General features: G+C 45.6%; 24 protein-coding genes. 6 read left to right on the top strand and 18 right to left on the bottom strand.

Features of this window, described 5'->3' with window-relative positions:
• Position 1 precedes the first annotated feature (1 nt).
• From hisC to gyrA, 4 genes are read right to left on the bottom strand one after another with little or no spacing between them, the layout of a single operon-like run.
• The gene (hisC, locus tag NA59_RS00275; protein ID WP_044406159.1) at positions 2–1,099 is read right to left on the bottom strand and encodes a histidinol-phosphate transaminase; all 1,098 of its coding nucleotides are present in this window, start codon (positions 1,097–1,099) and stop codon (positions 2–4) included.
• 37 nt (positions 1,100–1,136) lie between these two features.
• Positions 1,137–2,240: a prephenate dehydratase gene (gene pheA / locus NA59_RS00270; protein ID WP_044406156.1), complete on the bottom strand. Its 1,104-nt coding sequence runs from the start codon at positions 2,238–2,240 to the stop codon at positions 1,137–1,139.
• Between the two features lie 21 nt (positions 2,241–2,261).
• Positions 2,262–3,332: a 3-phosphoserine/phosphohydroxythreonine transaminase gene (gene serC / locus NA59_RS00265; protein ID WP_044406153.1), complete on the bottom strand. Its 1,071-nt coding sequence runs from the start codon at positions 3,330–3,332 to the stop codon at positions 2,262–2,264.
• 6 nt (positions 3,333–3,338) lie between these two features.
• Positions 3,339–6,005, bottom strand: coding sequence for a DNA gyrase subunit A (gyrA, locus tag NA59_RS00260; RefSeq protein WP_044406150.1), 2,667 nt, complete (start codon positions 6,003–6,005; stop codon positions 3,339–3,341).
• Between the two features lie 152 nt (positions 6,006–6,157).
• Here gyrA and ubiG point away from each other — a divergent pair, with 152 nt between their 5' ends.
• The 3 genes from ubiG to NA59_RS00245 are packed head-to-tail and all read left to right on the top strand — an operon-like array spanning position 6,158 to position 8,233.
• The gene (ubiG, locus tag NA59_RS00255; RefSeq protein WP_044406146.1) at positions 6,158–6,886 is read left to right on the top strand and encodes a bifunctional 2-polyprenyl-6-hydroxyphenol methylase/3-demethylubiquinol 3-O-methyltransferase UbiG; all 729 of its coding nucleotides are present in this window, start codon (positions 6,158–6,160) and stop codon (positions 6,884–6,886) included.
• A complete protein-coding gene (locus tag NA59_RS00250; RefSeq protein ID WP_044406143.1) occupies positions 6,876–7,538 on the top strand; it encodes an HAD family hydrolase in 663 nt (220 codons plus the stop codon). Before ubiG ends, NA59_RS00250 begins: the two co-directional genes overlap by 11 nt.
• Positions 7,538–8,233, top strand: a complete 696-nt coding sequence (locus NA59_RS00245; protein WP_044406140.1) for an SDR family NAD(P)-dependent oxidoreductase — start codon at positions 7,538–7,540, stop codon at positions 8,231–8,233. Before NA59_RS00250 ends, NA59_RS00245 begins: the two co-directional genes overlap by 1 nt.
• Positions 8,234–8,305: 72 nt before the next feature.
• Here the strand turns inward: NA59_RS00245 and thrC are convergent, their stop codons facing one another.
• The 4 genes from thrC to alaC form a co-directional block, all read right to left on the bottom strand.
• Positions 8,306–9,778: a threonine synthase gene (gene thrC, locus NA59_RS00240; protein WP_044406137.1), complete on the bottom strand. Its 1,473-nt coding sequence runs from the start codon at positions 9,776–9,778 to the stop codon at positions 8,306–8,308.
• An 87-nt stretch (positions 9,779–9,865) separates the two neighbouring features.
• Complete coding sequence (locus tag NA59_RS00235) at positions 9,866–10,876, bottom strand: hypothetical protein (RefSeq protein ID WP_044406134.1); 1,011 nt, start codon at positions 10,874–10,876, stop codon at positions 9,866–9,868.
• 72 nt (positions 10,877–10,948) lie between these two features.
• On the bottom strand, positions 10,949–12,256 hold the full coding sequence (locus tag NA59_RS00230; protein ID WP_044406131.1) for a homoserine dehydrogenase: 1,308 nt from the start codon (positions 12,254–12,256) through the stop codon (positions 10,949–10,951).
• Between the two features lie 3 nt (positions 12,257–12,259).
• Positions 12,260–13,459 (bottom strand): alanine transaminase, encoded by a 1,200-nt coding sequence (alaC, locus tag NA59_RS00225; protein WP_044406128.1) that lies wholly within the window; start codon positions 13,457–13,459, stop codon positions 12,260–12,262.
• Positions 13,460–13,641: 182 nt separating this feature from the next.
• On the opposite strand from alaC, the gene NA59_RS00220 reads away from it, so the two are divergent.
• On the top strand, positions 13,642–14,019 hold the full coding sequence (locus tag NA59_RS00220) for an Mth938-like domain-containing protein (protein ID WP_044406125.1): 378 nt from the start codon (positions 13,642–13,644) through the stop codon (positions 14,017–14,019).
• An 11-nt stretch (positions 14,020–14,030) separates the two neighbouring features.
• Here the strand turns inward: NA59_RS00220 and NA59_RS14095 are convergent, their stop codons facing one another.
• Genes NA59_RS14095 through surE form a run of 4 tightly spaced genes read right to left on the bottom strand, consistent with a single transcriptional unit; the run spans position 14,031 to position 16,771 of the window.
• Positions 14,031–14,735, bottom strand: a complete 705-nt coding sequence (locus NA59_RS14095) for a M23 family metallopeptidase (protein ID WP_052501353.1) — start codon at positions 14,733–14,735, stop codon at positions 14,031–14,033.
• 4 nt (positions 14,736–14,739) lie between these two features.
• Positions 14,740–15,321: a YqaA family protein gene (locus tag NA59_RS00210; protein WP_044406122.1), complete on the bottom strand. Its 582-nt coding sequence runs from the start codon at positions 15,319–15,321 to the stop codon at positions 14,740–14,742.
• Positions 15,318–16,040: a protein-L-isoaspartate(D-aspartate) O-methyltransferase gene (locus NA59_RS00205; protein WP_083944804.1), complete on the bottom strand. Its 723-nt coding sequence runs from the start codon at positions 16,038–16,040 to the stop codon at positions 15,318–15,320. Before NA59_RS00205 ends, NA59_RS00210 begins: the two co-directional genes overlap by 4 nt.
• On the bottom strand, positions 16,019–16,771 hold the full coding sequence (gene surE / locus NA59_RS00200; RefSeq protein ID WP_044406119.1) for a 5'/3'-nucleotidase SurE: 753 nt from the start codon (positions 16,769–16,771) through the stop codon (positions 16,019–16,021). Before surE ends, NA59_RS00205 begins: the two co-directional genes overlap by 22 nt.
• 47 nt (positions 16,772–16,818) lie before the next feature.
• Between surE and NA59_RS00195 the strand changes: the two genes are divergently transcribed.
• Complete coding sequence (locus NA59_RS00195; RefSeq protein ID WP_052501352.1) at positions 16,819–17,367, top strand: Smr/MutS family protein; 549 nt, start codon at positions 16,819–16,821, stop codon at positions 17,365–17,367.
• On the opposite strand, the gene NA59_RS00190 is transcribed toward NA59_RS00195, so the two are convergent.
• The 6 genes from NA59_RS00190 to NA59_RS00165 all read right to left on the bottom strand — a co-directional run bounded on the left by NA59_RS00190 (position 17,364) and on the right by NA59_RS00165 (position 24,038).
• The gene (locus NA59_RS00190; RefSeq protein WP_044406116.1) at positions 17,364–17,723 is read right to left on the bottom strand and encodes an FtsB family cell division protein; all 360 of its coding nucleotides are present in this window, start codon (positions 17,721–17,723) and stop codon (positions 17,364–17,366) included. The genes NA59_RS00195 and NA59_RS00190 overlap by 4 nt on opposite strands.
• A gap of 27 nt (positions 17,724–17,750) precedes the next feature.
• Positions 17,751–19,037 (bottom strand): phosphopyruvate hydratase, encoded by a 1,287-nt coding sequence (gene eno / locus NA59_RS00185; RefSeq protein ID WP_044406114.1) that lies wholly within the window; start codon positions 19,035–19,037, stop codon positions 17,751–17,753.
• A gap of 98 nt (positions 19,038–19,135) precedes the next feature.
• Entirely contained in the window at positions 19,136–19,972 is an 837-nt protein-coding gene (kdsA, locus tag NA59_RS00180; RefSeq protein WP_044406111.1) for a 3-deoxy-8-phosphooctulonate synthase, read from the bottom strand.
• 4 nt (positions 19,973–19,976) lie between these two features.
• Positions 19,977–21,608 (bottom strand): CTP synthase, encoded by a 1,632-nt coding sequence (locus tag NA59_RS00175; protein WP_044406108.1) that lies wholly within the window; start codon positions 21,606–21,608, stop codon positions 19,977–19,979.
• A 106-nt stretch (positions 21,609–21,714) separates the two neighbouring features.
• Positions 21,715–23,013, bottom strand: a complete 1,299-nt coding sequence (gene tilS / locus NA59_RS14090) for a tRNA lysidine(34) synthetase TilS (RefSeq protein WP_052501351.1) — start codon at positions 23,011–23,013, stop codon at positions 21,715–21,717.
• A 65-nt stretch (positions 23,014–23,078) separates the two neighbouring features.
• Positions 23,079–24,038 carry an acetyl-CoA carboxylase carboxyltransferase subunit alpha gene (locus NA59_RS00165; protein WP_044406105.1) on the bottom strand — a complete coding sequence of 320 codons (960 nt, stop codon included), beginning with the start codon at positions 24,036–24,038 and terminating at the stop codon, positions 23,079–23,081.
• Between the two features lie 143 nt (positions 24,039–24,181).
• Here NA59_RS00165 and NA59_RS00160 point away from each other — a divergent pair, with 143 nt between their 5' ends.
• Positions 24,182–24,910 (top strand): DUF481 domain-containing protein, encoded by a 729-nt coding sequence (locus NA59_RS00160; protein ID WP_052501350.1) that lies wholly within the window; start codon positions 24,182–24,184, stop codon positions 24,908–24,910.
• Positions 24,911–24,977: the final 67 nt, after the last annotated feature.

Genomic DNA, 24,977 nt, shown 5'->3' with positions numbered 1-24,977 from the left:
TTTACAATACCTTACTTAAAGCGTCAATAAAGTGCTGGTTTTCTTGATGGGTACCTATGGATACTCTTAAAAACGCAGTTAAGCCATAGTTAGCCACTGGGCGTAAAATAACACCCTGCTGTAAGAAGCGTTGATTAATCTCAGCGGCATCTAAACCAAACTTGACACAAATAAAGTTGCCTTGCGAGGGAATGTAATCTAAGCCTGCATCCTCTAGCGCTTTGATCATCTGTTTTTTACCTTGCCGATTCAGTTCGACCGATTGCTGTACAAACTGCTGGTCATGTAACGCGGCCACTGCCGCGACCTGTGCATAATGATTCACATTAAAAGGTGCGCGCAGTCTGTTGATATAAGACGTTATTTCTTCAGATGCCAGCATGTAGCCAACTCGCAATGAAGCCAAGCCATAGGCTTTTGAAAAGGTGCGCGACAAAATTAAATTTGGGTAGTCCGCAAGATAATCCAAACCCGATGGGTAATCAACTTGGTCAACATATTCCAAATAGGCTTCATCCAAAACCACCATAACATGAGGTGGAATAGATTGAATAAAGGCTTCCCATTCGTCACGCCCAAAACAGGTTCCCGTAGGGTTATTCGGATTCGCCACATAAATAAGTTTAGTGCGTTCAGTCACGGCTTTTGCCATGGCGGCCAAATCGTGACCATAGTTACTAGCCGCCACTTCGATGCCTGTGGCGCCGACTATCTGCGCGGTAATCGGATAAACCGCAAAGCCATATTGAGAATAGATGATTTCATCACCCGGGCCGGCAAATACACGCCCTACTAACTCTAATAACTCATTTGAACCATTGCCTATAGAAACTTGATTCAGGGCAACTTGATTAAACTCGGCCAACGCAGAACGCAGATAGAAGCCATTACCATCTGGATAACGCCCAATATCTTTAAGTGCAATCTCCATCGCCGCCAACACTTTTTCACTGGCGCCAAGCGGGTTTTCGTTGGATGCCAGCTTGGTGACATGACTTAAGCCCAACTCGCGCTGCAACTCACTCACAGGTTTGCCTGGCACATAGGGTTTAATGGATTGGATTTGAGGTTGAATCTGCTGCTGAAATAAGCTGCTCATAAACGTTCTCGTCATTAAGGTGAGTGAAGTGAAAGATTTAATCCATCGGTGAAATAGGATAAGAGCCTAACAGCTTGAAAAAATGCGCTTGTTGCTCGACTTCTTTCAGGGCCTGCTCCACGTCTTTATTAGACTGGTGTCCAATAATATCAATAAAAAACACATAATCCCATTTTTTATTTGTCGAGGGGCGTGATACGATGCGCGTCATACTAATATCACGTTTGGCAAAGCTTTCAAGAATTTGATGCAAGGCCCCAGCCTTATTCGCTAACGACAGAACTAAAGCGGTTTTATCCTTACCACTAGCCAAGGGTTTTTCTTTACCAATGACCCAAAACTTAGTGGTATTGTCCTGCTTGTCTTCTATTCGCGACTTTAAAATGCGTAATTGATAAAGCACCGAGGCTTGTTCAGAGGCAATCGCAGCCAATGTATCATCTTGTTGCGCCATTTGAGCCGCCAATGCGTTTGAATCAACCGCTTCAAGTGCAACACCCGGCAGGTTGTTTTGTAACCAATTACGACACTGCCCCAGCGCTTGAGTATGCGCCACCACTTTTTTTACCGATTTTAACTCATTCGACTTCGACAGTAAGCAATGGTGAATAGCCAAATCCAATTCACCGGTGACCTGTGTGCACATGTGAATTAAATTATCTTGCGTCGCGTTGACCACCCCTTCGGTTGAATTCTCAACCGGCACAATGCCATAATTCACTTCGCCTTCTTCGACCGATTTGAACACCTCATCAATCGTTGAAACCGGATAAGGTTGCGCAAACGAGCCGAACTGCTTTAGGGTCGCGGCATGAGTAAAACTGCCTTCAGGCCCAAGATAAGCGACTTTCAACGGCTGCTCTAACGCCAAACAAACAGACATGATTTCACGAAACAATCGCGCCATATCATCATCAGATAACAAGCTGTTATTGCGTTCTCGTACCGCACGCAAAACCTGTGCTTCACGTTCTGGACGGTAAAAAACCGCCTCGACACGACCACCTTGCGTTTTAATATCCGCCACTTTTTGTGCGCACAATGCACGTTGAGTGATCAATTGTTGAATTTGCTCATCCAGCGTATCGATCTGCTGGCGAATTTCATTTAATTGCTGGGCTTCTTGTTCCGTTGGCGTCAAAACATCGATCCTTTTAACTTATTAACCGTGTGCTTGTGCAAAATCACGCATAAAATCAATTAACGCATCTACGCCTTCAGCGGGCATCGCATTGTAAATACTCGCGCGCATACCGCCGACTAGTTTATGGCCTTTTAGATTATACAACCCCGCTTCTTTTGCTTGGGTTAGAAAAAGGCTATCTAAACTTGGGTCTTTAAGGGTAAATGGCACGTTCATCCAAGAACGCTGTGAAGCGTCTACTGGATTGGCATAAAATTCTATACTATCAATCGCTTGATAAAGCTTGTTGGCTTTGCTTTCATTGTGGTGTGCCATTGCATTTAGGCCGCCTTGGGCTTTGATCCAATCAAATACCAAGCCAGCTAGATACCAACCAAATGTCGGCGGGGTATTGAACATCGAATCATTCTCAGCACATAACTGCCAATTTAACAGATTCGGCGTAATGTCACGTTGATGTCCGATCAAGTCTTCACGAACAATGGCAATCGCAAGACCCGCTGGGCCGATATTCTTTTGCGCACCGGCATAAATCATACCGAATTTTGACACATCGACTGGACGCGACAAAATGGTAGAGGACATATCAGCAATCAGGGGCACATCACCAACATCGGGAACAGACAAAAACTCCAAGCCACCAATGGTTTCATTGGGTGTGTAATGCACGTACTTGGCATTTTTAGATAACTGCCATTCCGATGCATCAGGAATACGCTGATGGTTTTGACACACGACATTCACATCACAGTATTTTTGCGCTTCCTTAATAGCCTTAGCCGACCAAACACCGGTATCAAAATAATCCGCTGATTCACCAGGCCGGGTTAGATTAAGGGGAATCGCACTAAATTGCAGTGATGCACCACCATGTAAGAACAGCACTTTGTAATTATCAGGTATCGCCATAATATCGCGCAGCGTTTGCTCTGCATGTTTCGCCATCGCCATGTACTCCACCGAACGATGACTGACTTCCATTACCGACATACCCGAGTTATTCCAATTCAATAACTCTTGCTCTGCCTGACGAATCACCGATTCAGGCAACATTGCCGGACCGGCACTAAAATTAAACGCTCTTGACATCAGGCTTTACTCCGACTCTTTGTTATCATTATTTTGTTCATCTGATTCAGCGCTATCTTCTGAAACGATTAATGTTTCAGTGGTTTCAGATGAAGCCAATTGAGCATTTTCTGCTGTTTCTTCTTCATCCAAGACCTCGTCCTCTTCAGACACATTGACCACCGCTAAACCAACAACGGCTTCATCCTTGCCGACATTAATTAACTTCACACCTTGGGTATTACGCCCTACTACAGAAATGTCTTTAACTCTAATACGTACCAATGTAGCTTTATTGGTAATCAATACTGCTTCTTGGTCAGGTGTCACGGTAACGGCCGACACAACTTGTCCATTGCGCTCTGAGGTCTTAATCGAAATCACACCTTGACCACCACGATTAATCGTTGAGTAGTCATCCACGGGTGTGCATTTTCCAAAACCATGTTCGGTAGCCGTTAGAATTAAAGTATCAGGCATTGCGATCTGCATGCTAATAACCTGCTGGCCTTCAGCTAACTTCATCCCGCGTACACCGCGAGCTGTACGCCCCATTACACGGGCATCCGATTCTTTAAAGCGAATCGCTTTGCCGCCATTAGCAAACAACATCACTTCCTGCTCGCCATTAGTCAGTGCAGTACCCACCAGTTCGTCGCCATCGAGTAAATCTAACGCGATAATACCATTAGCACGTGGCCGCGAGAAGTCCGACAGCGCTACACGTTTAACGACCGCATGCTTAGTTGCCATAAATACAAAATGCTCATCATCAAACTCACTGATAGGCAAAATAGCCGAAATACTCTCACCGTCTTCAAGCGGGAACACATTTACAATGGGTTTGCCTTTCGAGCCACGACTTGCAAGTGGTAACTGCCAGGTTTTTTTCCAGTACAATTTTCCGCGATTAGAGAAACACAACAACATATCATGAGTGCTGGCAACGAGAATTTGACCGACTTGATCCTCTTCTTTCATCGCGCTGGCTGACTTACCGCGTCCACCGCGTTTCTGAGCGCGATAATCACTCAAGGGTTGTGTTTTGATGTAACCATCTTGCGATAAGGTAATAATACGATCTTCAACCGCGATTAAATCTTCCTGATCCAAATCAACATAAGCATGATCAATTTCAGTGCGACGCGCATCACCATACTGATCGCGTACTTCAACCAGCTCTTCGCGTACCACTTCGGTTAAACGATCTGGGTTGCGCAAAATTTCAAGGAATTCAAAAATCTTGGCAATTAAGCCTTTATATTCTTCAAGAATTTTATCCTGCTCAAGCCCGGTTAGGCGATGCAAACGCATTTCCAAAATGGCTTGAGCTTGGGTTGGTGATAAACGGTAAATATCCGCCTCGACCATACCAAAACCTGGGCCTAAATCCTCAGGGCGGGTATCATTGGCTTCAACGCGTTCTAGCAATTGAATCACATTGCCCGCTGGCCATTCACGCTCAAGCATTTTTTCTTTCGCGATTTGCGGTGATGGCGAGGATTTGATGAGCGCAATCATTTCATCGATATTGCTCAGCGCTACCGCTAAGCCTTCCAGTAAATGGGCTTTTTCACGGGCTTTACGCAAATCAAAAATAGTGCGACGTGTAACCACTTCACGGCGGTGGCGCACAAAAGCGGTAATAATTTCTTTAAGGCTTAAGAGTTTAGGCTGACCATTAATCAGCGCCACCATATTTACACCAAAGACTGTTTGCATCGAGGTAAGTTTATATAGATTATTAACCATTACCTCAGGCACTTCACCACGACGTAATTCAATCACAATGCGCATGCCGTCCTTGTCAGACTCATCACGCAGTGCGGTAATGCCTTCGATTTTCTTTTCTTTAATCAGTTCAGCAATACGTTCAATCAGCTTGGCCTTGTTGACCTGATAAGGGATTTCACTGACTACAATCGTTTGCTTGCCGGATTTATCGGTTTCGATAAAATAACGCGCACGAATCTGCACGCGCCCACGCCCTGTTTCATAAGCTTCACGAATGCCGCGTGTACCATTGATAATCCCGTGAGTTGGGAAATCCGGGCCTGGGATATGCTCCATTAGACCTGTTACATCAATATCAGGGTCTTCAATCAGTGCCAAGCAAGCATTAACCGTTTCAACTAGATTGTGTGGCGGGATATTGGTCGCCATACCGACAGCGATACCGGCTGAACCATTAACTAATAGGTTAGGAATACGGCTAGGCAATACATTCGGTTCGTGTTCAGAACCGTCGTAGTTAGCCGTGAAGTCAACCGTTTCTTTTTCAAGGTCGGCAAGTAATTCATGGGCTATTTTTGCCATCCGCACTTCGGTATAACGCATCGCAGCCGGGTTATCGCCATCAATAGAACCAAAGTTACCCTGACCATCGACCAGCATATAACGCAAAGAAAAAGGCTGGGCCATACGAACAATCGTGTCATACACAGCGGTATCGCCATGCGGATGGTATTTACCGATCACATCACCGACGACACGCGCGGACTTTTTATAAGGCTTATTCCAATCGTTGTGCAACTCGTTCATCGCATACAAAACACGACGGTGCACCGGTTTTAAACCATCACGCACATCGGGCAAGGCGCGACCTATGATTACGCTCATCGCATAACTCAAATAGGACTGCTTCATTTCTTCTTCTAGCGATATAGGGTGTATTTCACGTGCAAAATCTGACATGGACGATCCAATCTCAATTTGTTATCTATGAAATTGCGCATTATAACCTAAAAGCCCCAAGGTTTTAGACTCCAAGCGAAAAAATTAGCGACTACATCGCGGCATTTATCCAGTAAAATAAGCTTTCATTCATTCAAAACAACGAATAATCTATGTCTGATAATAATGTTGACCCGCAAGAATTAAGCAACTTTAATCAATATGCCCACAAATGGTGGGATACGGATGGCGAGTTTGGTGCGCTGCACAAAATGAACCCGCTACGTTTAGACTTTATTCAGCAACACACTGGAATAGCTAACCAAACTATATTGGATATCGGCTGTGGCGGCGGTATTTTGAGCGAATCGCTTGCCCTGCTCGGTGGCGAAGTCACTGGCATTGATTTAGCCGAAGAGGTGTTAAGCGTTGCCCGGCTGCATGCGCTGGATACTGGTGTTAAGGTCAACTATCAAGCTATCAGCGCGGAAGAACATGCCCGCCAACACCCTGAAAGCTATGATAGGGTTACCTGTATGGAAATGCTGGAGCATGTCCCCGACCCACAAGCGATTATTCAAGCCGCCGCCGATGCAACGAAACCGGGTGGAATGTTGTTTTTTTCAACATTGAACAGAAGCAATAAATCCCTGTTACTGGCGGTATTCACCGCCGAATACCTGCTTAACATTGTTCCCAAAGGTACCCATCAACACGACAAGTTTATTAAACCCAGCGAGCTTGCTCAGATGGCGCGTCAAGCGGGGTTAAACTTAATTGATTCAGCGGGAATAGATTTTAACCCTGTATTTAAACGTTGCGCATTAAGCAAAGACTTATCAATCAACTACTTAATGGCCTTTCAAAAACCTTTACTTGAGGAGCAGACTGATGAGCATTAAATGCGTCCTGTTTGACCTTGATGGCACACTGCTCGACACCTCCTATGACTTTAGTTATGCGCTCAATCTACTTTGTGATGAATGCAATGTGCCTGCACCTAGCTATCAGCAAGTTCGTAACACGGTATCGCAAGGAGGTGCAGCGGTTACCCGGCTTGCCTTTACTAAGGATGATGAAGCAAGCTTTGAAAAAAGACGTCAACGTTTTTTACAAATCTACTTGGAAAACATTGCATTACACACCCAGATTTTCCCAGGATTACAACCAGGCCTGGTTGAGTTAGCCGATAAAAATATTCCTTGGGGCATCGTCACCAACAAACCCACAGACCTCACACTGGCTTTATTAAATCACTTCAGCTTCCCTAGCCCACCGAAAACCGTGATCTGTGGTGATACCCTGAGTGTTCGCAAGCCAAACCCAGAGCCGATGTGGCTAGCGGCGGAGCAATGTGGTGTGCCACCAGCACAATGTCTGTATTTAGGTGATCATCCTCGCGACATTGAAGCTGGGATGAATGCCGGTATGCAAACAGGTGCGGCGTTATTTGGCTATCTAGCCGCTGATCAAATAAACAACCTGGGGCAAGCGAACCATGTGTTTCGCACACCTTATGACATCACAAACTTTTTAAAAGCGTGCTTTAACTAATGGATTCTAAACAAAAAACTTATCTCATTACCGGCGCAGCGCATGGATTAGGTCGTGCGCTGGCTGAACAACTTAATCAAGCCAATAACCAGCTTATTTTGCTGGATAAAGATCTTAAGGCACTCAACAAGCTTTATGATGAATTGGATGCAAAAGGCTGGAAAAACATTTACCTATTCCCAATGGATTTAGCAGGCTCTGCGCAAGCTGAATTTGAGCAGCTAGCGGAGGGGCTAAGTGGCTTTGAAAAGCTGGACGGGCTGTTTTTAAATGCCGCCATCTTGCCTGCATTAACCCCGATTGAACACTTTGATGCATTACAATGGTACGAAGTAATGCAAACTAATCTGAATGCGAACTTTCACTTGATTCAAACCTGCTTACCTAAACTAAAGCAAGCCGACCAGGCCTGGTTAGTCTGCATTTCAGATCAAGCGGTGCAAAACAACCAAGCCTACTATGGCGCCTATGCGGTCGCCAAAGCCGGTTTAGAACAACTTACTCGACTGGTTTGCACTGAAAACCCGAGCATTCAAGGCCTGATTGCCCGCCTTCCCGCCTTGGCTAGCCACCTGCGCTCTAAACTCTACCCAGGCGAGCCGCCCTGCCAAAATGAAACCGTAGAATCCGCCGCACAACGCATTATTGAAAGCGGCTTAAAGGCACAAACCTATTCTGATATAGAAACCTTATGACAATCAACAAAAAAGCCCATTATTAAACGGGCTTTTTTGTGGGTGTTGATATAACCCCGATAACTTGCAAGCTTACAAAGATGTCACAATCTCTTGTTCAATCATTTCTTTAGCAATCACCTTGTCTTGGACTTGTGGCTTGTCGAGCAAGCTGGCAATTTGCACTGGAATGGCGATTTGCCCTTTATCCGCTATCAACTTCAACGCATCAACATCAGCGCTTATTTCACCACCAAATAGGGTTTTAGCGATAATCGGTGAAAACTTAGTCCATTCTGCGGTGGAGTAAACAATGGTTTTGAGTTGTTTGTTTTTACGTGAGGTATCATGCACCTTAAAGCAGGTTGCTGTATGTGGATCCATTAAATACCCTGCGTCATAGGCTTGCTTAATGTAAGCCTGCCCTTCTTCATCGCTACAGAAGTCAGCGGCGAAAATAGCTTGAACCTGAGCTAATTCATCGGGGGTCAATTGATAAAACTTATCGTTATCCAACGCCAACATCAATGCTTTGGTACGCTCAGCACCAAATAAATCAAATAAAATACGCTCGATATTCGATGACTTCAAAATATCCATCGCCGGTGAGCTAGTGGGAATTACTTGGCTCGTGCGTAGGTCATAAATGCCTTCATTAATAAAACGGGTTAACACATTGTTATTATTAGATGCAATTAAAATCTGTTCGACCGGCAAACCCATTTTATAAGCATAATAACCGCCTAATGCATTTCCAAAGTTACCGCTAGGGACATTCAAATACACCTTATCGCCTAAGGCAATCGCCGCTTGACGCACCAGCTCCAAATAGCTGTGGACATGGTATAGGGTTTGGAAAATAATCCGACCAAAGTTCACCGAGTTAGCGGCGGATACTTGAATGCCTTTTTGATTCAGCGTTTCACGAAATACCGGCGAGGTCAGCAGACGCTTTAGTGCCGATTGGGCATCATCAAAATCACCTTTAATGCCAATTACTTTTAGGTTTTGTCCATCTTCGGTCACCATCTGCAAACGCTGCACATCCGAGGTGCCGCCATCAGGATACATACAGACCACCTGCACATTCGGCTTATTACGGAAGGTATCCAATGCGGCTGGCCCCGTGTCGCCACTGGTCGCGGCAAGGATTAAATACTGCTCATTACGTGCCTGCGCAACCGCCGACAATACCGTGCCGAACGGCTGTAGCGCCATATCTTTAAACGCGCGGGTTGGGCCATGGAATAGCTCGCTGACATATAAATCATCATAAACCTTAACCACCGGAACGGGGTTGGCAGGCTCATCAAACTGGTCATACAGTGCCAAGGCACGATCAATCACGGCTTCATCAATATCGACTTCAAACTTGTCTAAAATCGCTTTAGCCAGCGTTTTGTAGTCAGCGTTTAGATGATTAGCTAAAAAATCTTTTTCTAGCATCGGTAAACTCTTGGGCGAATACAAGCCTCCAAACGATGACATGGGATTTAAAATCGCTTCAGAAAAGGTGACTTCAAGTGGGAATTGACCATCATTACCGCGGGTTTCAATAAAATTCATCGGGAAAACCTTTATTGACAGGGTTAAAAATAAAATTGTTGCTGATTATATCAGGTTTCAGCTCGCTCTATAAATTGCTATGAGTCGCTATGAATCACAATGTGGCGCTAAAGGGTGTCGCCAACGCCAGAAACGCTTTAGGTTTTTGGGTTCAAGCAGGAAACCCTGATCAAATCCAAGGTCAATGTAAAGTGAGTGAATCTCGCCCTGTTGCAAACCTTTCAGTAAGCCTTGAAACCAATCCCGCTCAAGCGACTGCAGGGTGTTGTCAGCGGAGCTTTGACTATCAGCGTCAAGGACAATTAAATGATTAAGCAGATTAGGTGTTTTATTGGCGTTGTCCAACCAGGCCTGGTAGTGTGCTGGCTGATTTTCACAGTGCGCTTGAGTCAGTGAAGCCAAGCCTTGCAGATACGCACCCTGCCCCCAGATTTTGGCATCTAGGCGGGCTTTTATCAGCTGATCGTCCAATTTACCCTCGCCCCACAACCAAATGCTGTTGATTTCTGCTTGACCCCTATCGCGGCGAGCTTGGTTCACGGGATGGTTAAAAAACAACATTTGAGCCTCATTCATCAGTTTGCGCCAATAACTCGATGCATGCCCCTGTGGAAACAGCCCTTGCAGATTTCGAAACGCCGCTTGAGCCAGTGACGTAGTTTGAATATCGACTGCTTGAGGAAGCGATAAATACCAGGACTGGCTAGAACCATAAACTAATTGCACACCATCCTGCGCAAAATGCGCGTTAAACGCATTGAGCAAAGACAAAGATTCGTCTGCTGTTAGTTCTAAATGACTAGCTGGGATTAAGACGAGGGTATCGCGATCAGGAATCAGCTGTACCGGGTCTACCCGAATCCAAAACAAGCTATGATCCGCATTCACCAGTTCAACTTGCGCACTACAAACCGCATGCGGAATCGTCGCAGGCTGATGAAATAAATGACTGGCGCGCGCTTCTAATCCACGCGCCTTAATGGGATAGGCATCAGCGCGTTTTAACAGCTTAGCCAATCCAGCCAAACGCATGCTTACTGACGAAAGCGACGACTGTTCCGTTAATCCTTTCAATCCTAAAGTAACGGCATAACTCATTTTATTTCTCCATAAAAATAAAAAACCGAGTGCTTTTGGCGACTCGGTTTCCTGTTGGGGTTCTAGGTCTGGTTAAAAGTCACTTACCCTAATTTTTGTTATCTTGCCTTCTAGGTCATCCATGCCTTCTAGCACGGCCATCGCTTGATTCAAACCTGACTCTCTTACGACATTAGTGGTCATCACAACCAATGCCAAATCGCCCTCTGGCATCGGGTCTTGATGCAGGTGTTCAATGCTAACATCACAGTCCGCGAGTGTCTGAGATAAGCGCGCTAACACACCTGGGTGATCCTTTACCAGGAAGCGCAAATAAAACGCGGTGTCAATTTGATCAATATTAAGAATATTCGGATTCTGCTCTAATTGATCGGCATGATACCCCAGTGCAGGAACATGCATCTCATAGGGCGCATCCCAGCCACGTGCCAGATCAATAATATCCGCCATCACCGCGCTTGCGGTCGCGCCAGCACCGGCGCCTGCGCCGTAATAAAGCGTCGAACCGACATGATTGCCATGCACCAATACCGAATTCATTACGCCGTTCACATCCGCTAATAGAACAGTTTTAGGCACCAGAGTTGGGTGAACGCGCAACGAATAACCTTCATCGGTTCTCGCCGCAATACCTAAGTGCTTAATTTCATAACCAAAGCTATTGGCAAAACGTACATCATCAGCGGTTATCAGGCTAATGCCTTCGGTGTAAACCCGAGAAAAACTGAGTTCAATCCCAAAGGCCATCGAGGCTAAAATCGTCAACTTATGCGCCGCATCAATGCCTTCAACGTCATAAGTTGGATCCGCTTCCGCATAGCCTAAATCCTGTGCATCTTTTAGCACCTTAGAAAAGTCCGCGTTCGGCTTTTTCATTTCAGTCAGGATATAGTTACCTGTACCGTTGATAATCCCTGCTAGCCAATCAATCTGATTGCCCGCTAAACCTTCACGCAGCACCTTGATAATCGGAATACCACCCGCTACCGAGGCTTCAAAATAGATTTGAACCTGATGTTTTTCGGCGAGCGAAAATAGTTCATTGCCATACAAAGCGATTAGAGCTTTGTTAGCCGTCACTATATGCTTGCCGTTTTTAATCGCTTGTTCAACCAAATCACGTGCTAAGGTGGTACCGCCCATCAGTTCAACCACTAAATCCACATTCGGATCATTGACCACACTAAACGGATCGTCGGTGAGTGCAATTGCACCTGTATCAACGTTTCTTGGCTTCGATAAGTCACGCACGGCAATTTTTTCAATATGTAACTGCTTGCCGAGCTTACGACCTAGGTCATGCTCACTGGTGCGCAAAATATTAACCAGACCGCCACCGACTGTGCCTAACCCTAGTAATCCTAGCTTTATTTGTTTCAAACTCTACTCCTTTGTCTGGATTAAGCCGTCTTTTTTAAACATATCACGGATGCCGCGAATCGCCTGACGGGTACGATGCTCATTTTCGATCAAGCCAAAACGTACATGACCATCACCATAAGTACCAAAACCTACGCCGGGTGCAACCGCTACTTTGGCTTCAATCAATAACTTTTTAGAAAACTCAATTGACCCCATTTCACGGTAAGCTTCAGGAATCGGCGCCCAGACAAACATGGTAGCTTTGGGCGGCTCAACTTCCCATCCAATCGTATTCAAACCTTGGCACAAGACATCACGACGCACGCGATACATGTCACATATCTCTTGCACACAATCCTGCGGCCCTTCAAGTGCGGTTATCGCCGCTACTTGAATCGGGGTAAAGGTGCCATAATCTAAATAGGATTTCATTCGTTTTAGTGCATGGCATAAGGTCGGGTTGCCGACCATAAAGCCAACGCGCCAGCCGGGCATGTTATAACTTTTCGATAGAGTATAAAACTCGACCGCAATATCTTTCGCGCCGGGTACTTGCATAATTGAGGGGGCGACATAGCCATCAAACACGATATCGGCATAAGCAATATCATGGATAACCCAAATATTATGGTGCTTTGCAATCTCAATCACCCGCTCAAAAAAGTCTAGCTCTACCGTTTGCGTGGTTGGGTTACCAGGGAAGTTGAGTACCAGCATTTTAGGCTTGGGCCAAGAGTCTTGAATTGCCTTTTCTAGCTCTTCAAAGAAATCAACATTCGGTGACATTTCGACATGACGAATATCCGCACCGGCAATCACAAAACCATAAGGATGAATCGGGTAGGCGGGGTTGGGCACTAATACTGTATCGCCCTGCTCAACCGTCGCTAAGGCTAAATGGGCAAGCCCCTCTTTCGAGCCAATCGTCACTACCGCTTCTGAATCAGGATCTAAATCCACGTCAAAGCGAGTTTTGTACCAATTACATATCGCTTTGCGTAAACGTGGAATACCTTGCGACACCGAATAACGGTGGGTTCCTTCACGTTGAATGACTTCAATCATTTTATCAACGATATGTTTAGGCGTATCCTGATCTGGATTACCCATCCCGAAGTCAATAATATCTTCACCACGGCGGCGCGCTTCCGCCTTCAGTTCACCTACAATGTTAAATACATAAGGCGGCAAACGTTTAATTCTTTGAAATTCGCTAGTCACGAAAAGGCCTTCAAGATTACTGCAATAATTGCGGGTTAAAAAATGTTTGGTTTATCGCGGAAAAAAGACGACAATTAAGCCTGTAAATGATACAGAATCTATTTTACAGGTCAATTGAATTTGATTGAAATAGTGTTTTAAATAATTCGGATGGTTATTCTTACTAAAAAAAGGCGCATTGCATGAAGTTTACTCAACACATCGACCCTAACATTAACTTAATTCGCCATTATCAACCAGGCCTGGTTGAAGTTAACAAACAAAAACTTAACAAAAGCTGCATAGTTACACAAAATACACTGCAAACAGATTGGCCTATAACACACATTAACGAGCTGAGTGATAACCACCTACAAGTCCTGTTAGACCTCAAGCCAGAAGTATTAATTTTGGGAACAGGCGAAACCCAAGTATTTCCGCCCGCGGCGTTATTTGGGTTTTGTGCGCGTCAGGGCGTAAGCTTAGAAGTAATGAACAATGCCGCCGCCTGCCGCACCTATAACGTTTTGACAACCGAACAACGTGAAGTCGTGGTTGGTTTAATAATTGGAAAAGACTAGGCGCCTGCGGACTAAGGTTTGCCTAACAAGGGTTCAACCGCCATTTTTCGACCTTGATAACGCAGTTCAAAATAGAGTTTGGGGCGATCAGTTCGTCCTGACTGCCCAAGGTTCGCAATCACATCCCCTGCTTTCACTTGATCACCCTGTTTAACGTGTAAGCGCTGATTATGGGCGTAAATTGACAAATAGTTATCAGCATGACGAATCATCACCATATTACCCAGCGGACCGGATGCATTTTCGGCAAAGGCGACTTCACCATCGGCGGCGGCGCGTACCAACGCACCCACCTCGCCATACACCTCTAAAGCCTGAACACCTTGCGAGTCAAGCACGTAAGCATAATGAGTTTTGTGATCAAGCGGCCAATGCCAAGTCACCGAATTGGCCGACTTTTTTATTTTAGGCGTTGCCATCGCGGCGCGCGGAATGATCAGCTCTTGTTTCGGGTAAATAATATAGGGCGGTGTGAGGTTGTTAACACCAATCAACTGATTCACTGAAACGCCACAACGCAAGGCAATCTCTCCCAAGGTGTCGTGTAACACTACCGTGTAGTTGGTTCCGCTGCAGTCTCTAGCGCCGACTTGCGCGGCGGGCGCTTGAGTTCTCGCATTATCAGACGTTGTGCCGCGTTGCAAGTAGTCTCTTGGGGGTTGACCACAGGCCACCAGCAATAACAAAACAATACTTAACCCTAGAACTTTAAACATAGTACTAACCTATTGTTTTATATAAAATATAAGACAAAACTAACGCAACAAATAACCAACCTAACCACTCTACCCAACGACGGATTAATGGCTCAAATTTCTGTCCGCCTATTTTCATTAACCAGGCCACCAGAAAAAACCGCGCGCCACGGCCAATCAATGAGGCAATTATAAACGGAATCAACGCCATCCCCGTTGCCCCCGCCGAAACAGTAAACATCTTATAGGGCAGCGGACTAAAACCGGCTACAAACACAATCCAAACACCATACAGCTCAAAAAAATCAACAATCTGATGGTAACGATCATCATAACCTGCTGACACAATTAAAGGCCAAACCGCATCCAATAACAACATACCAATAAAATAGCCAAGCACCCCACCCAGCGTTGAAAACAAGGTGGCAATCCAAGCAAAATACATGGCTTTTTCAGGTCGAGCCAAGCTCATTGGCATCAACATCACATCCGGTGGAATCGGGAAAAAAGAGGATTCGGCAAAACTCATCCCCGCTAAATAGCGCGGCGCATGGCGATGCCCCGCCCATCGCAAAGTTAAATCGTAAAGTGGTGCAAATAATTTCATTCTGCCACTCCTTTGAGCAGTGGGACAAAAACCGCCTCACCCAGTGCGTATTGTTTAATGCCTGTAGCGGTTTTCTCGACACCCGTTAGCATTTGCTGCTGCTCTCCGACGGGTAAAACCAAGCGCCCACCTTCAGCTAACTGTTCAATCAAGGCATCTGGAATATCAGACGGAGCAGCGGCACACACAATCGCATCATAGGGTGCAAAAGTTGTCCAACCCCAATGACCATCCGTTAGGCTAAACCGAATGTTGCGCACACCGAGCTGATCCAAGCAATGCTGTGCACGTAAAGACAAGGCGGCAATGCGTTCAACACTGTAAACCTGCTTGGCAACCAATGATAAAATCGAGGCTTGATAACCGGATCCCGTACCGACATCCAAAACGCGGTTAAGTGGTCGAGTCCCCTGCCTTACCCAGCTGGTCATCAGCGCAACGGTACCGGGTTGAGAAATTGTTTGCCCATAACCAATCGGCAAGGAACTATCCTCATAAGCACGATTTGCCAGTGCTTCATCCATAAACAAATGGCGAGGTGTGACGCGAATGGCGTTAAGCACCTCCACATCCAACTGCGGATTAGCCATTAAACGTTGAACCAATCTGTCACGGCTTCGCTGGGAGGTAAAACCTAAACCCTGCGCGGCATCGTAGAGTGAGTTAGGATAAACAGGCTTTTGCGATAAATCCAGCGTTACCACTTGTTTTCCACCCATTGATTCACCTTGAGGAGCATCATATAGTTGGTTAAATCGATCTGCAAAGGCGTGATAGAAACAAACCCATGTTCAACCGCAAAAAAATCGGTCCCTTCACCAGCATCCGCGGCGGAGCCTGCTGGGCCTATCCAAAACATCTTACCGCCACGCGGATCTTGCGCTTTAACTACGGGCTCAGACGCATGACGTCGCCCTAAGCGCGTGACTAAAATACCCTTGATTTGTGCCAAGGGTAAGTCCGGTACATTGATATTAATAATCGTGTTATTGTCCAAATCCTGTAAATGCAAGTCCGCCAACAAACGCACTAACACCTCAGCGGCCGTATCAAAATGCTGGTCACCACAAAGCGAAATCGCAATCGAAGGCTTACCCAAAAACCGCCCCTCGGTCGCGGCGGCGACTGTACCTGAATACAAAACGTCATCGCCCATATTGGCGCCCGCATTAATGCCAGAAATCACCATGTCGGGTTTATAATCGAGTGCGCCATTAATCCCCAAATGCACACAGTCTGTGGGCGTACCGCTCACGCTATAGATTTGTGCGTCATGCTGCTGAATTCGCAGAGGGTCAAGCAAGGTTAATGAATTACTGGCAGCACTGCGATTGCGGTCTGGTGCAATCATCACCAGCTCGCTAACGGCGGAATGTTGTTTTAGTGCCTGATAAAGTGATTGAATGCCAGGAGCTAAATAACCATCATCATTAGATAATAGGATGCGCATGAAGTGTTAATCCTTTAAAATCGTATTTATTTAAATGGAATTATAAAGTGTCTCAGGTTACAGAAGAAGATAAATTACTGTTTGAGCAAGCGATTCAAGGTGTCAAACCAATGAATCCACGTAAAAAAGTGGACATCATGCCAGAAAAACCGAAACCGGTGTCTAAACGACAGGTGCGTAAAAAGCTGGCAGAGCAAATCGAGCCTGCAAGTTATGCGCAATTGGATAGTGTTAGCGCGCATGAAACGCTTTTATACTATCGAAAAGGGCTGCGAATGCAAGACCTCGCAAAATTGCGCAGAGGCGAGTTTAGTATTCAAGGCCGATTAGATTTACATGGCTATACCGAAGAGATCGCGCAACATCGCTTAACTCAGTTTATTCATCAAGGATTTTTAAGAAAAAATCGCTATCTACTAGTGGTGCATGGTAAGGGTTATAACTCGGATATCGATTTTCCCGTGCTTAAAAACCTGGCAAACCGGTTACTGAGATGCATGCCAGACGTATTGGCATTTAGCAGTGCGAATCAAAAGGATGGCGGAACAGGTGCTGTTTACGTGTTGCTAAAAGGCGACAAACAGAGAGATTGTTAGGGCTCAAGAGGATTGATAGGTAACGGATTTTCTTGAATAGAAATGGCTTCGATATCAGGCACTGGCGCACTGACCGAGCTAGGGGGGATTTCGAGTAACTGGATAAACACCTCGTTTTTACCGATCATACCCAGACGTTGACGTGCGAGCGTCTCAATCGCATCGGTTCCAGCTTGTAAATCCTGGACTTCTTTCTTGAGTAGGTCGTTAACCGCTTGCTGGCTATCGAGTTGTTGTTGAACCTCCGCTAAACGCAATTTAAGTGACAGGTATTCGGCTAAACCGCCATCCGATGACAGCAAGCGAATACCTGACAAGAGCACCAAAACGGATAGAATAATCAATAATACCTTCATCCGTTTGATATGCTCCGTTTTAAGCGATTACTTAAGGTTATAGAATGCAGACAGACCTGGGTAAACCGCTGTACCGGTTTCATTCAACGCTTCTTCAATACGAATCAATTGGTTGTACTTCGCAATACGGTCTGAACGTGACATAGAACCGGTTTTGATTTGACCGGCACCCGTTGCTACAGCGATATCGGCAATCGTTGCGTCTTCGGTTTCACCCGAACGGTGAGAAATAACCGCGGTATAACCCGCCTCTTTCGCCATTTGAATCGCGTTCATGGTTTCAGTCAAGGTACCAATTTGGTTTACCTTAATCAAGATTGAGTTAGCAATACCCTTGTCGATACCTTCTTTCAGAATCTTAGTGTTGGTTACAAACAAATCATCACCCACTAGCTGCACGGTTTTGCCAAGGCGCTCAGTTTGCATTTTAAAGCCATCCCAGTCGCTTTCATCAAAACCATCTTCAATTGAGATAATGGGGTATCTTGCACACCAGTCAGCATAAAAATCAACCATTTCAGCACTGGTCAAGGTACGACCCTCAGAAGCCAATACATAGTGACCGTCTTTATAAAGTTCTGATGCCGCCACATCCAGCGCGATCATAATGTCTTTACCTGGTACGTAACCGGCTTTTTCAATCGCTTCAAGAATAACGGTAATCGCTTCTTCATTTGATTTCAGATCCGGTGCAAAACCACCTTCATCGCCTACAGCGGTGTTATAGCCTTTGTCGTGCAATACTTTTTTCAAGGTGTGGAAGACTTCTGCACCATAACGTAGGGCTTCAGAAAGACTTGGCGCACCGACAGGCATAATCATAAATTCTTGAAAATCAACGCTATTATCGGCGTGCTCGCCGCCATTAATGATATTCATCATCGGCACAGGCATACGGTAGTCATCGTTTTTCAAATATTCGAACAACGCCTGACCTTTAGAAATAGCCGCCGCTTTTGCACAGGCCATCGATACCGCCAAAATGGCGTTAGCACCTAAGCGTGCTTTGTTGTGGGTGCCGTCTAAATCAATCATGATCTGATCAATATTAGCTTGCTCGGTGGCTTCTTTACCGATTAAAGCTGGGGCAATTTCGTTTTTGATGTTGTTAACGGCGTTAAGCACACCCTTACCCATAAACACAGACTTATCGCCATCACGCAATTCAATCGCTTCACGCGATCCGGTTGATGCGCCAGAAGGTGATGCGGCACGGCCAACCGCACCACATTCTAAAATAACATCCGCTTCTACAGTCGGATTTCCACGTGAATCAATAATTTGACGCGCTTTGATTTGTTTAATCAATGACATTCTCTAAACCTTTTGAGTAATAAAAATTAAAAAAACTTGAAGCCTGTCGAAGGCTCCTTTGGTACTGCAAATTCTATCGGGCAAACATGACGAATCCATTACATCAATTCGTTTTCAATGAAGCCGTGTTGTTTAACCACCTGATCGAGTGCTTTAAGCACTTCTAAAACAGGTTTAATATTGCCTAATGGCCACATATTTGGACCATCACTTTTTGCGTTTGCAGGATCTGGATGGGTCTCCATAAATAACCCAGAGATTCCTGCCGCAATCGCAGCGCGCGCCAAAACAGGAACAAACTCCCGCTGCCCACCTGACGTAGCGCCCTGTCCACCTGGCTGCTGCACAGAATGAGTGGCATCAAAGACAACTGGACAACCTGTGCGGCGCATCGAAGCTAAACCACGCATATCCGACATCAAGGTGTTATAACCAAACGAAGTGCCTCTATCACAGACCATAATTTGATCATTGCCGACTTCACGGGCTTTGGCAACGACTTGATCCATGTCCCAAGGTGCTTGAAACTGGCCTTTTTTGATATTAACAGGGATGCCTTGACGACAAACATTTTGAATAAAGTTGGTTTGACGCACTAAAAAAGCCGGCGTTTGCATCACATCCACCACACTCGCGACTTCACCTAGAGGGGTGTCCTCATGCACATCGGTCAATACGGGCACCCCAATTTGATCTTTTACTTTTTGTAAAATACGTAACCCCTCTTCAATCCCTAAACCACGAAAACTGGCGGTTGAAGATCGATTGGCTTTGTCGTAAGAGGACTTAAAAATAAAAGGAATACCCAGCTCATCAGTCAACTCTTTGAGCTTGCCCGCCGTATCTATCGCTAATTGCTCAGACTCAATCACACACGGGCCGGCAATCAAAAAAAACGGCTGATCAATCCCAACGTTAAAACCACAAAGCTGCATAGAGTTATCCTTTTTTCTTGGCGTTAAGCGCCGCTGTCACAAATGCACTGAACAACGGGTGACCATTGCGCGGTGTTGACGTAAATTCAGGGTGGAACTGACACGCGACAAACCAAGGGTGATTGGGAATCTCAACCGATTCAACCAATCCGCCATCTTCAGAGTGCGCTGAAAACACCAATCCAGCCTGCTCTAAACGAGAAATATAACCTTCGTTGACTTCATAGCGATGACGGTGACGTTCGCGAATCGTTGCTTTTCCGTAAATGCTGGCTAGTTTACTACCTGGCTTGACGTTACAGTTTTGACCGCCTAGACGCATCGTGCCACCTAAGTCTGAGCTAGCAGAGCGCTCAACAACCTTACCTTGCTCGTCAGTCCATTCAGTGATTAATGCAACAACAGGGTGTGGTGTATTAGGGTTAAGCTCACTACTGTGCGCTGCTGCTAGACCAGCGACATGACGTGCATATTCGACCACGGCCATTTGCATACCCAAACAAATACCTAAATAAGGCTTCAGGCTTTCACGTGCATATTGAATCGCCAAAATCTTACCTTCAACGCCCCGCTCACCAAATCCACCAGGAACTAAAATTGCATCCATGGCTTTAAGCTGCTCAATCCCTGACTTTTCAAGCTCTTCGGAGTCTATGTAATGAATTTTTACTTTGGTGCGGGTATGAATGCCGGCATGCAATAAGGATTCAATTAAAGATTTATAGGCTTCGGTTAAATCCACATACTTGCCAACCATCGCAATATCAACCTGATCTTGTGCATTTAACTGGGCTTCAACCACCTGATCCCAATCGGATAAATCAAGTGGTTTGGCATCGGTGAGTCTGAGCTTATGAACAACCAAATCATCCATACCCTGCTCATGAAGCATGCGAGGAACTTGGTAAATCGATTTTGCATCGAGTGAATTGATCACGGCCTTTTCTTCAACATTGGTAAACAAGGCAATCTTGCGGCGCTCACTGTCTGCTAAAGGAATTTCGGAGCGGCAGATAAGCACATCAGGCTGAATACCAATCGAACGTAATTCTTTTACGGAGTGTTGGGTAGGTTTGGTTTTTACCTCACCTGCCACCGCAATATAAGGCAACAAGGTTAAATGCATAAACAGGGTGTTGTCACGCCCCACTTCGACACCCATTTGACGAATCGCCTCTAAGAAAGGCAAGGATTCAATATCACCTACCGTACCGCCCACTTCAACCAAGGCGACATCCGCGCCATCGGCAGCGGCTTTGATACGGGTTTTGATTTCATCGGTAATATGCGGAATCACCTGCACGGTGCCGCCTAAATAGTCACCACGGCGCTCACGTCGAATCACGGTTTCATAGACCTGACCGGTTGAAAAGCTATTGCGCTTGCTCAATGGGCGCTGCACAAAACGTTCGTAATGACCAAGATCGAGATCGGTTTCCGCACCGTCATCAGTCACAAATACTTCACCATGTTGCAAGGGGCTCATCGTTCCCGGATCGACGTTAATATACGGATCCATCTTTAACATACTGACACGATAGCCACGCGCTTCCAATAAAGCACCCAACGATGCGGCTGCAATGCCTTTTCCAAGAGAAGAAACTACACCACCGGTAACAAATATAAATTTAGTCATTATTCACACTTTGTAGAAATTTAAGACACGTGGGGAATGTTATTTTTACATCCCAACCTTTTGAACTCAGAATGGTCGCCTATTCTAACCGAAAAGCGCGGTCGCTTCAATTTAAAGCCACAAACTTTACGCCCATTTCGTTTGGTTTTGCGCTAAAAGGTTCAAAAACACGATAATCACGAATCGCCGCAAGCTGATCGTTAATTATTATCACCGGCCAAACTCCACGCTCCCAAGGCGGTATTTTATGGGTTTGAAACCATTTTTTTAACGAGGCGCGATTAACCGAATCCGTCGGCTTTAGGCGGCGGATTTCAATTTTATTATTCGGATTAAACCAGTGTTGGGCCACCCCTTTGCCTAGACACTTTTGAAGCGTCGAATTGATTGATGTTAAATCAATATCTTCACGCCAGACAAATAAAAACTCTTGTTTTTTTTCAACAGGATAAAGTACAAACTTATTAAAACGCTTTAAGACCTTACCGCCCAGAATTCGCTGTGGATTTGCCTTTAATGAAGCAGCAAAACACTCATGCCTAAACCAGTCCAAATCGCTTTGTGTCAAACGAATATGGTGGCGAAGAACAAACCAATAGCGCAAAAGATTTTTTTGTCGTGGCCAATCAAGCGATTGCATCGCCTGCCAATCAAAATAATTTGAACCTTGATCAATAGCCTGTAAATCAATTTGCGCCAAGGTGTCTAGCAAGTGATTCGCCTCGGAACAATGCGCTGAGGCTTGCGCTATTTTTTGCTCAGGCTGCAACCAGGCCTGGTTGAATAATGGCAGAATTTGCTGACGGATAAAATTGCGCCGAAAGTCGGTTTGCTGATTCATTGGGTCTTCAACCCAGCTTAACCGATGGCTGTTTGCATACTCCAGCAACGCCTGATAAGGCACACTTAAAAAAGGTCTAACCAACCAGGCCTGGTAGGATGACTGATGAGTCAGAGGTCGCTTTACTGGCATTGCAGACAATCCCGCCACACCCGCTCCACGCATTAGATTAAGTAAAAAGGTTTCTGCCTGATCGCGTTGATGGTGTGCCGTCACAATCACACCATCTGCTTCAACAACTTCGCTAAAAGCCTGATAACGCGCCTGACGTGCCGCGGCTTCAAGATTAGCCGTGACATCCACCGCTACTTTTTTAGCCAAGAAACCCACATTAAACTGGCTTGCCATCGCCTCACAATGAATCAACCAATGATCAGCCTCGGATTGCAAACCATGATGAATATGCAGCGCATTGAGTTTAACGGCGCTTGGTTTAGCTTGAGTTAAGGCATGCAACAACACCGTTGAATCCATGCCACCACTAAAACCAACCCACAATTGATGGGTTGTTAGATTTTGATAAAACGCGTCCACCGCATGACGAACTGGGCAATTGTTTTGCATAAGGATTTAAACAAAAAAATTAAACAAAAAACGCGCTATATAGCGCGTTTTTAAAAAAGTGAGACTTAAGCAACTTCAAAGTTACCGTAGCCCATGTAGCGCTCATAGCGGCGCGCTACCAGTGCATCAACCTCAAAGGTTTTAAAGTGAGCGAGTTGCGCAAGTAATGCCTTCTTTAAACTCTCAGCTGTCTGTGCATGGGCGCGATGGGCGCCACCCAAAGGTTCGGACACAATTTCATCAATCAACCCCAAGGATTTTAAACGTGGCGCGGTGACACCTAGCGCGGCAGCGGCATCAGACGCATTGGCTGCACTTTTCCATAAAATTGACGCGCAACCTTCTGGCGAGATGACCGAATAGGTGCTGTATTGCATCATCATGGTGACATCGCCAACACCGATGGCTAACGCCCCACCCGAACCACCTTCACCAATCACGGTACAAATAATCGGGGTTTTAAGCTCCGCCATTTCAATTAAATTACGTGCAACCGCTTCACTTTGTCCACGTTCTTCGGCATCAATTCCTGGATAAGCGCCGGGGGTATCAATAAAGGTTAAGATTGGTAATTTAAAACGCTCAGCCATTCGCATCAAACGCAGGGCTTTGCGGTAACCTTCTGGTCGAGGCATGCCAAAATTACGGCGAATCTTCTCCTTGGTATCACGGCCTTTTTGTTGACCAATCACCATGACGGGCTGGCCCTCAATACGCGCCAAGCCGCCAACGATGGCGGCATCATCTGCCAGCGCGCGATCACCATGTAACTCGGTAAAGTCTGTAAAAATGGATTTAATGTAATCAAGCATATAGGGGCGTTGGGGGTGACGAGCCAACTGGGATATTTGCCAGTCTGTTAGGTTTTTAAAAATAGACTCGGTTAAGGCGCGGCTCTTTTGCTCTAATGCACTAATTTCTTGTAATAAATCAAAGTCTTGATTGCCTTCAAGGTGTCTCAGCTCGTCAATCTTCGCTTCAAGTTCAGCAATCGGTTGTTCAAAATCTAAAAAATCAAGTTTCATGGGACTTTCCTAATTCGAGTCATAATTTAGGGCATTTTATCAAATTTCATCGCCCTGCGCTTCATTTGCTTGCAATCAATCGGCATGATAATATTAGAGTTTGGTCATATAGCCACTTAAGTCATTCAAAGGAAATAATTAGCATGAAAATGAACAAAAAACTTATCACTCTTGCCTCTGCATCAATTTTAGGCGTTGCTTCAGGTGCAGCAATGGCCAATGATGGCGCTGGCTGGACAGGATCGGGCGAAGCCGGTTTTAATAAAACGACCGGGAACACCGACACCCAAACCCTGCTTGCACGCTTAAAAATGGGCTATGGCTTGACGCGTAGCGACTATAGCGTGATGTTTGAAATTGAGAACAAGAAAACCGATGGCAACACAGATTCAGCGCGCTATATGCTTGATCAGCAGTATGACCTTTATTTCACAACCGCCCGCGACAACTATGGCTTTGTTAACCTTAGAAATGAGCGCAACAAACCTACTGATATTAAACTAGACAACACCCTCACTATCGGTTTGGGTCGTGTGTTGTATAAAACCAATGCCAGTCAGCTAAAGGGTGAAGCCGGTATCGGTTATCAAGACGTGAGTGTTTATACGGGTTCTGATTTCGACCAGGTCACCGGACGTGTAAAACTGGATTTCAATCACAAGTTCAACGACACCTATAGCTTCGCACAGGATGCGCTGTATATCACCGGTAGCGAACAAGACAAGATTGAAACCAACACCGGCTTAAGAGCGGCGCTAAGCAATCAGTTATCAGCCAGCTTTGGTTACAAGTACCGTTACAATTCAGCACCCGGTGCCGGTGTGAAAAAGACCGACGGTGAAACCAACCTGTCTTTGATTTACAACTTCTAAAAACCAAAAAGGCTAGCAACCCCAATGTGATTGCGAACAGCCTTCCCTCGTCATTGCGAACGTAGTG

It is taken from the genome of Thiomicrospira microaerophila (assembly GCF_000934765.1).
In the GTDB taxonomy this organism is placed as follows: Bacteria; Pseudomonadota; Gammaproteobacteria; order Thiomicrospirales; family Thiomicrospiraceae; genus Thiomicrospira; species Thiomicrospira microaerophila.
This window is presented reverse-complemented; position numbering and strand designations above follow the sequence as displayed.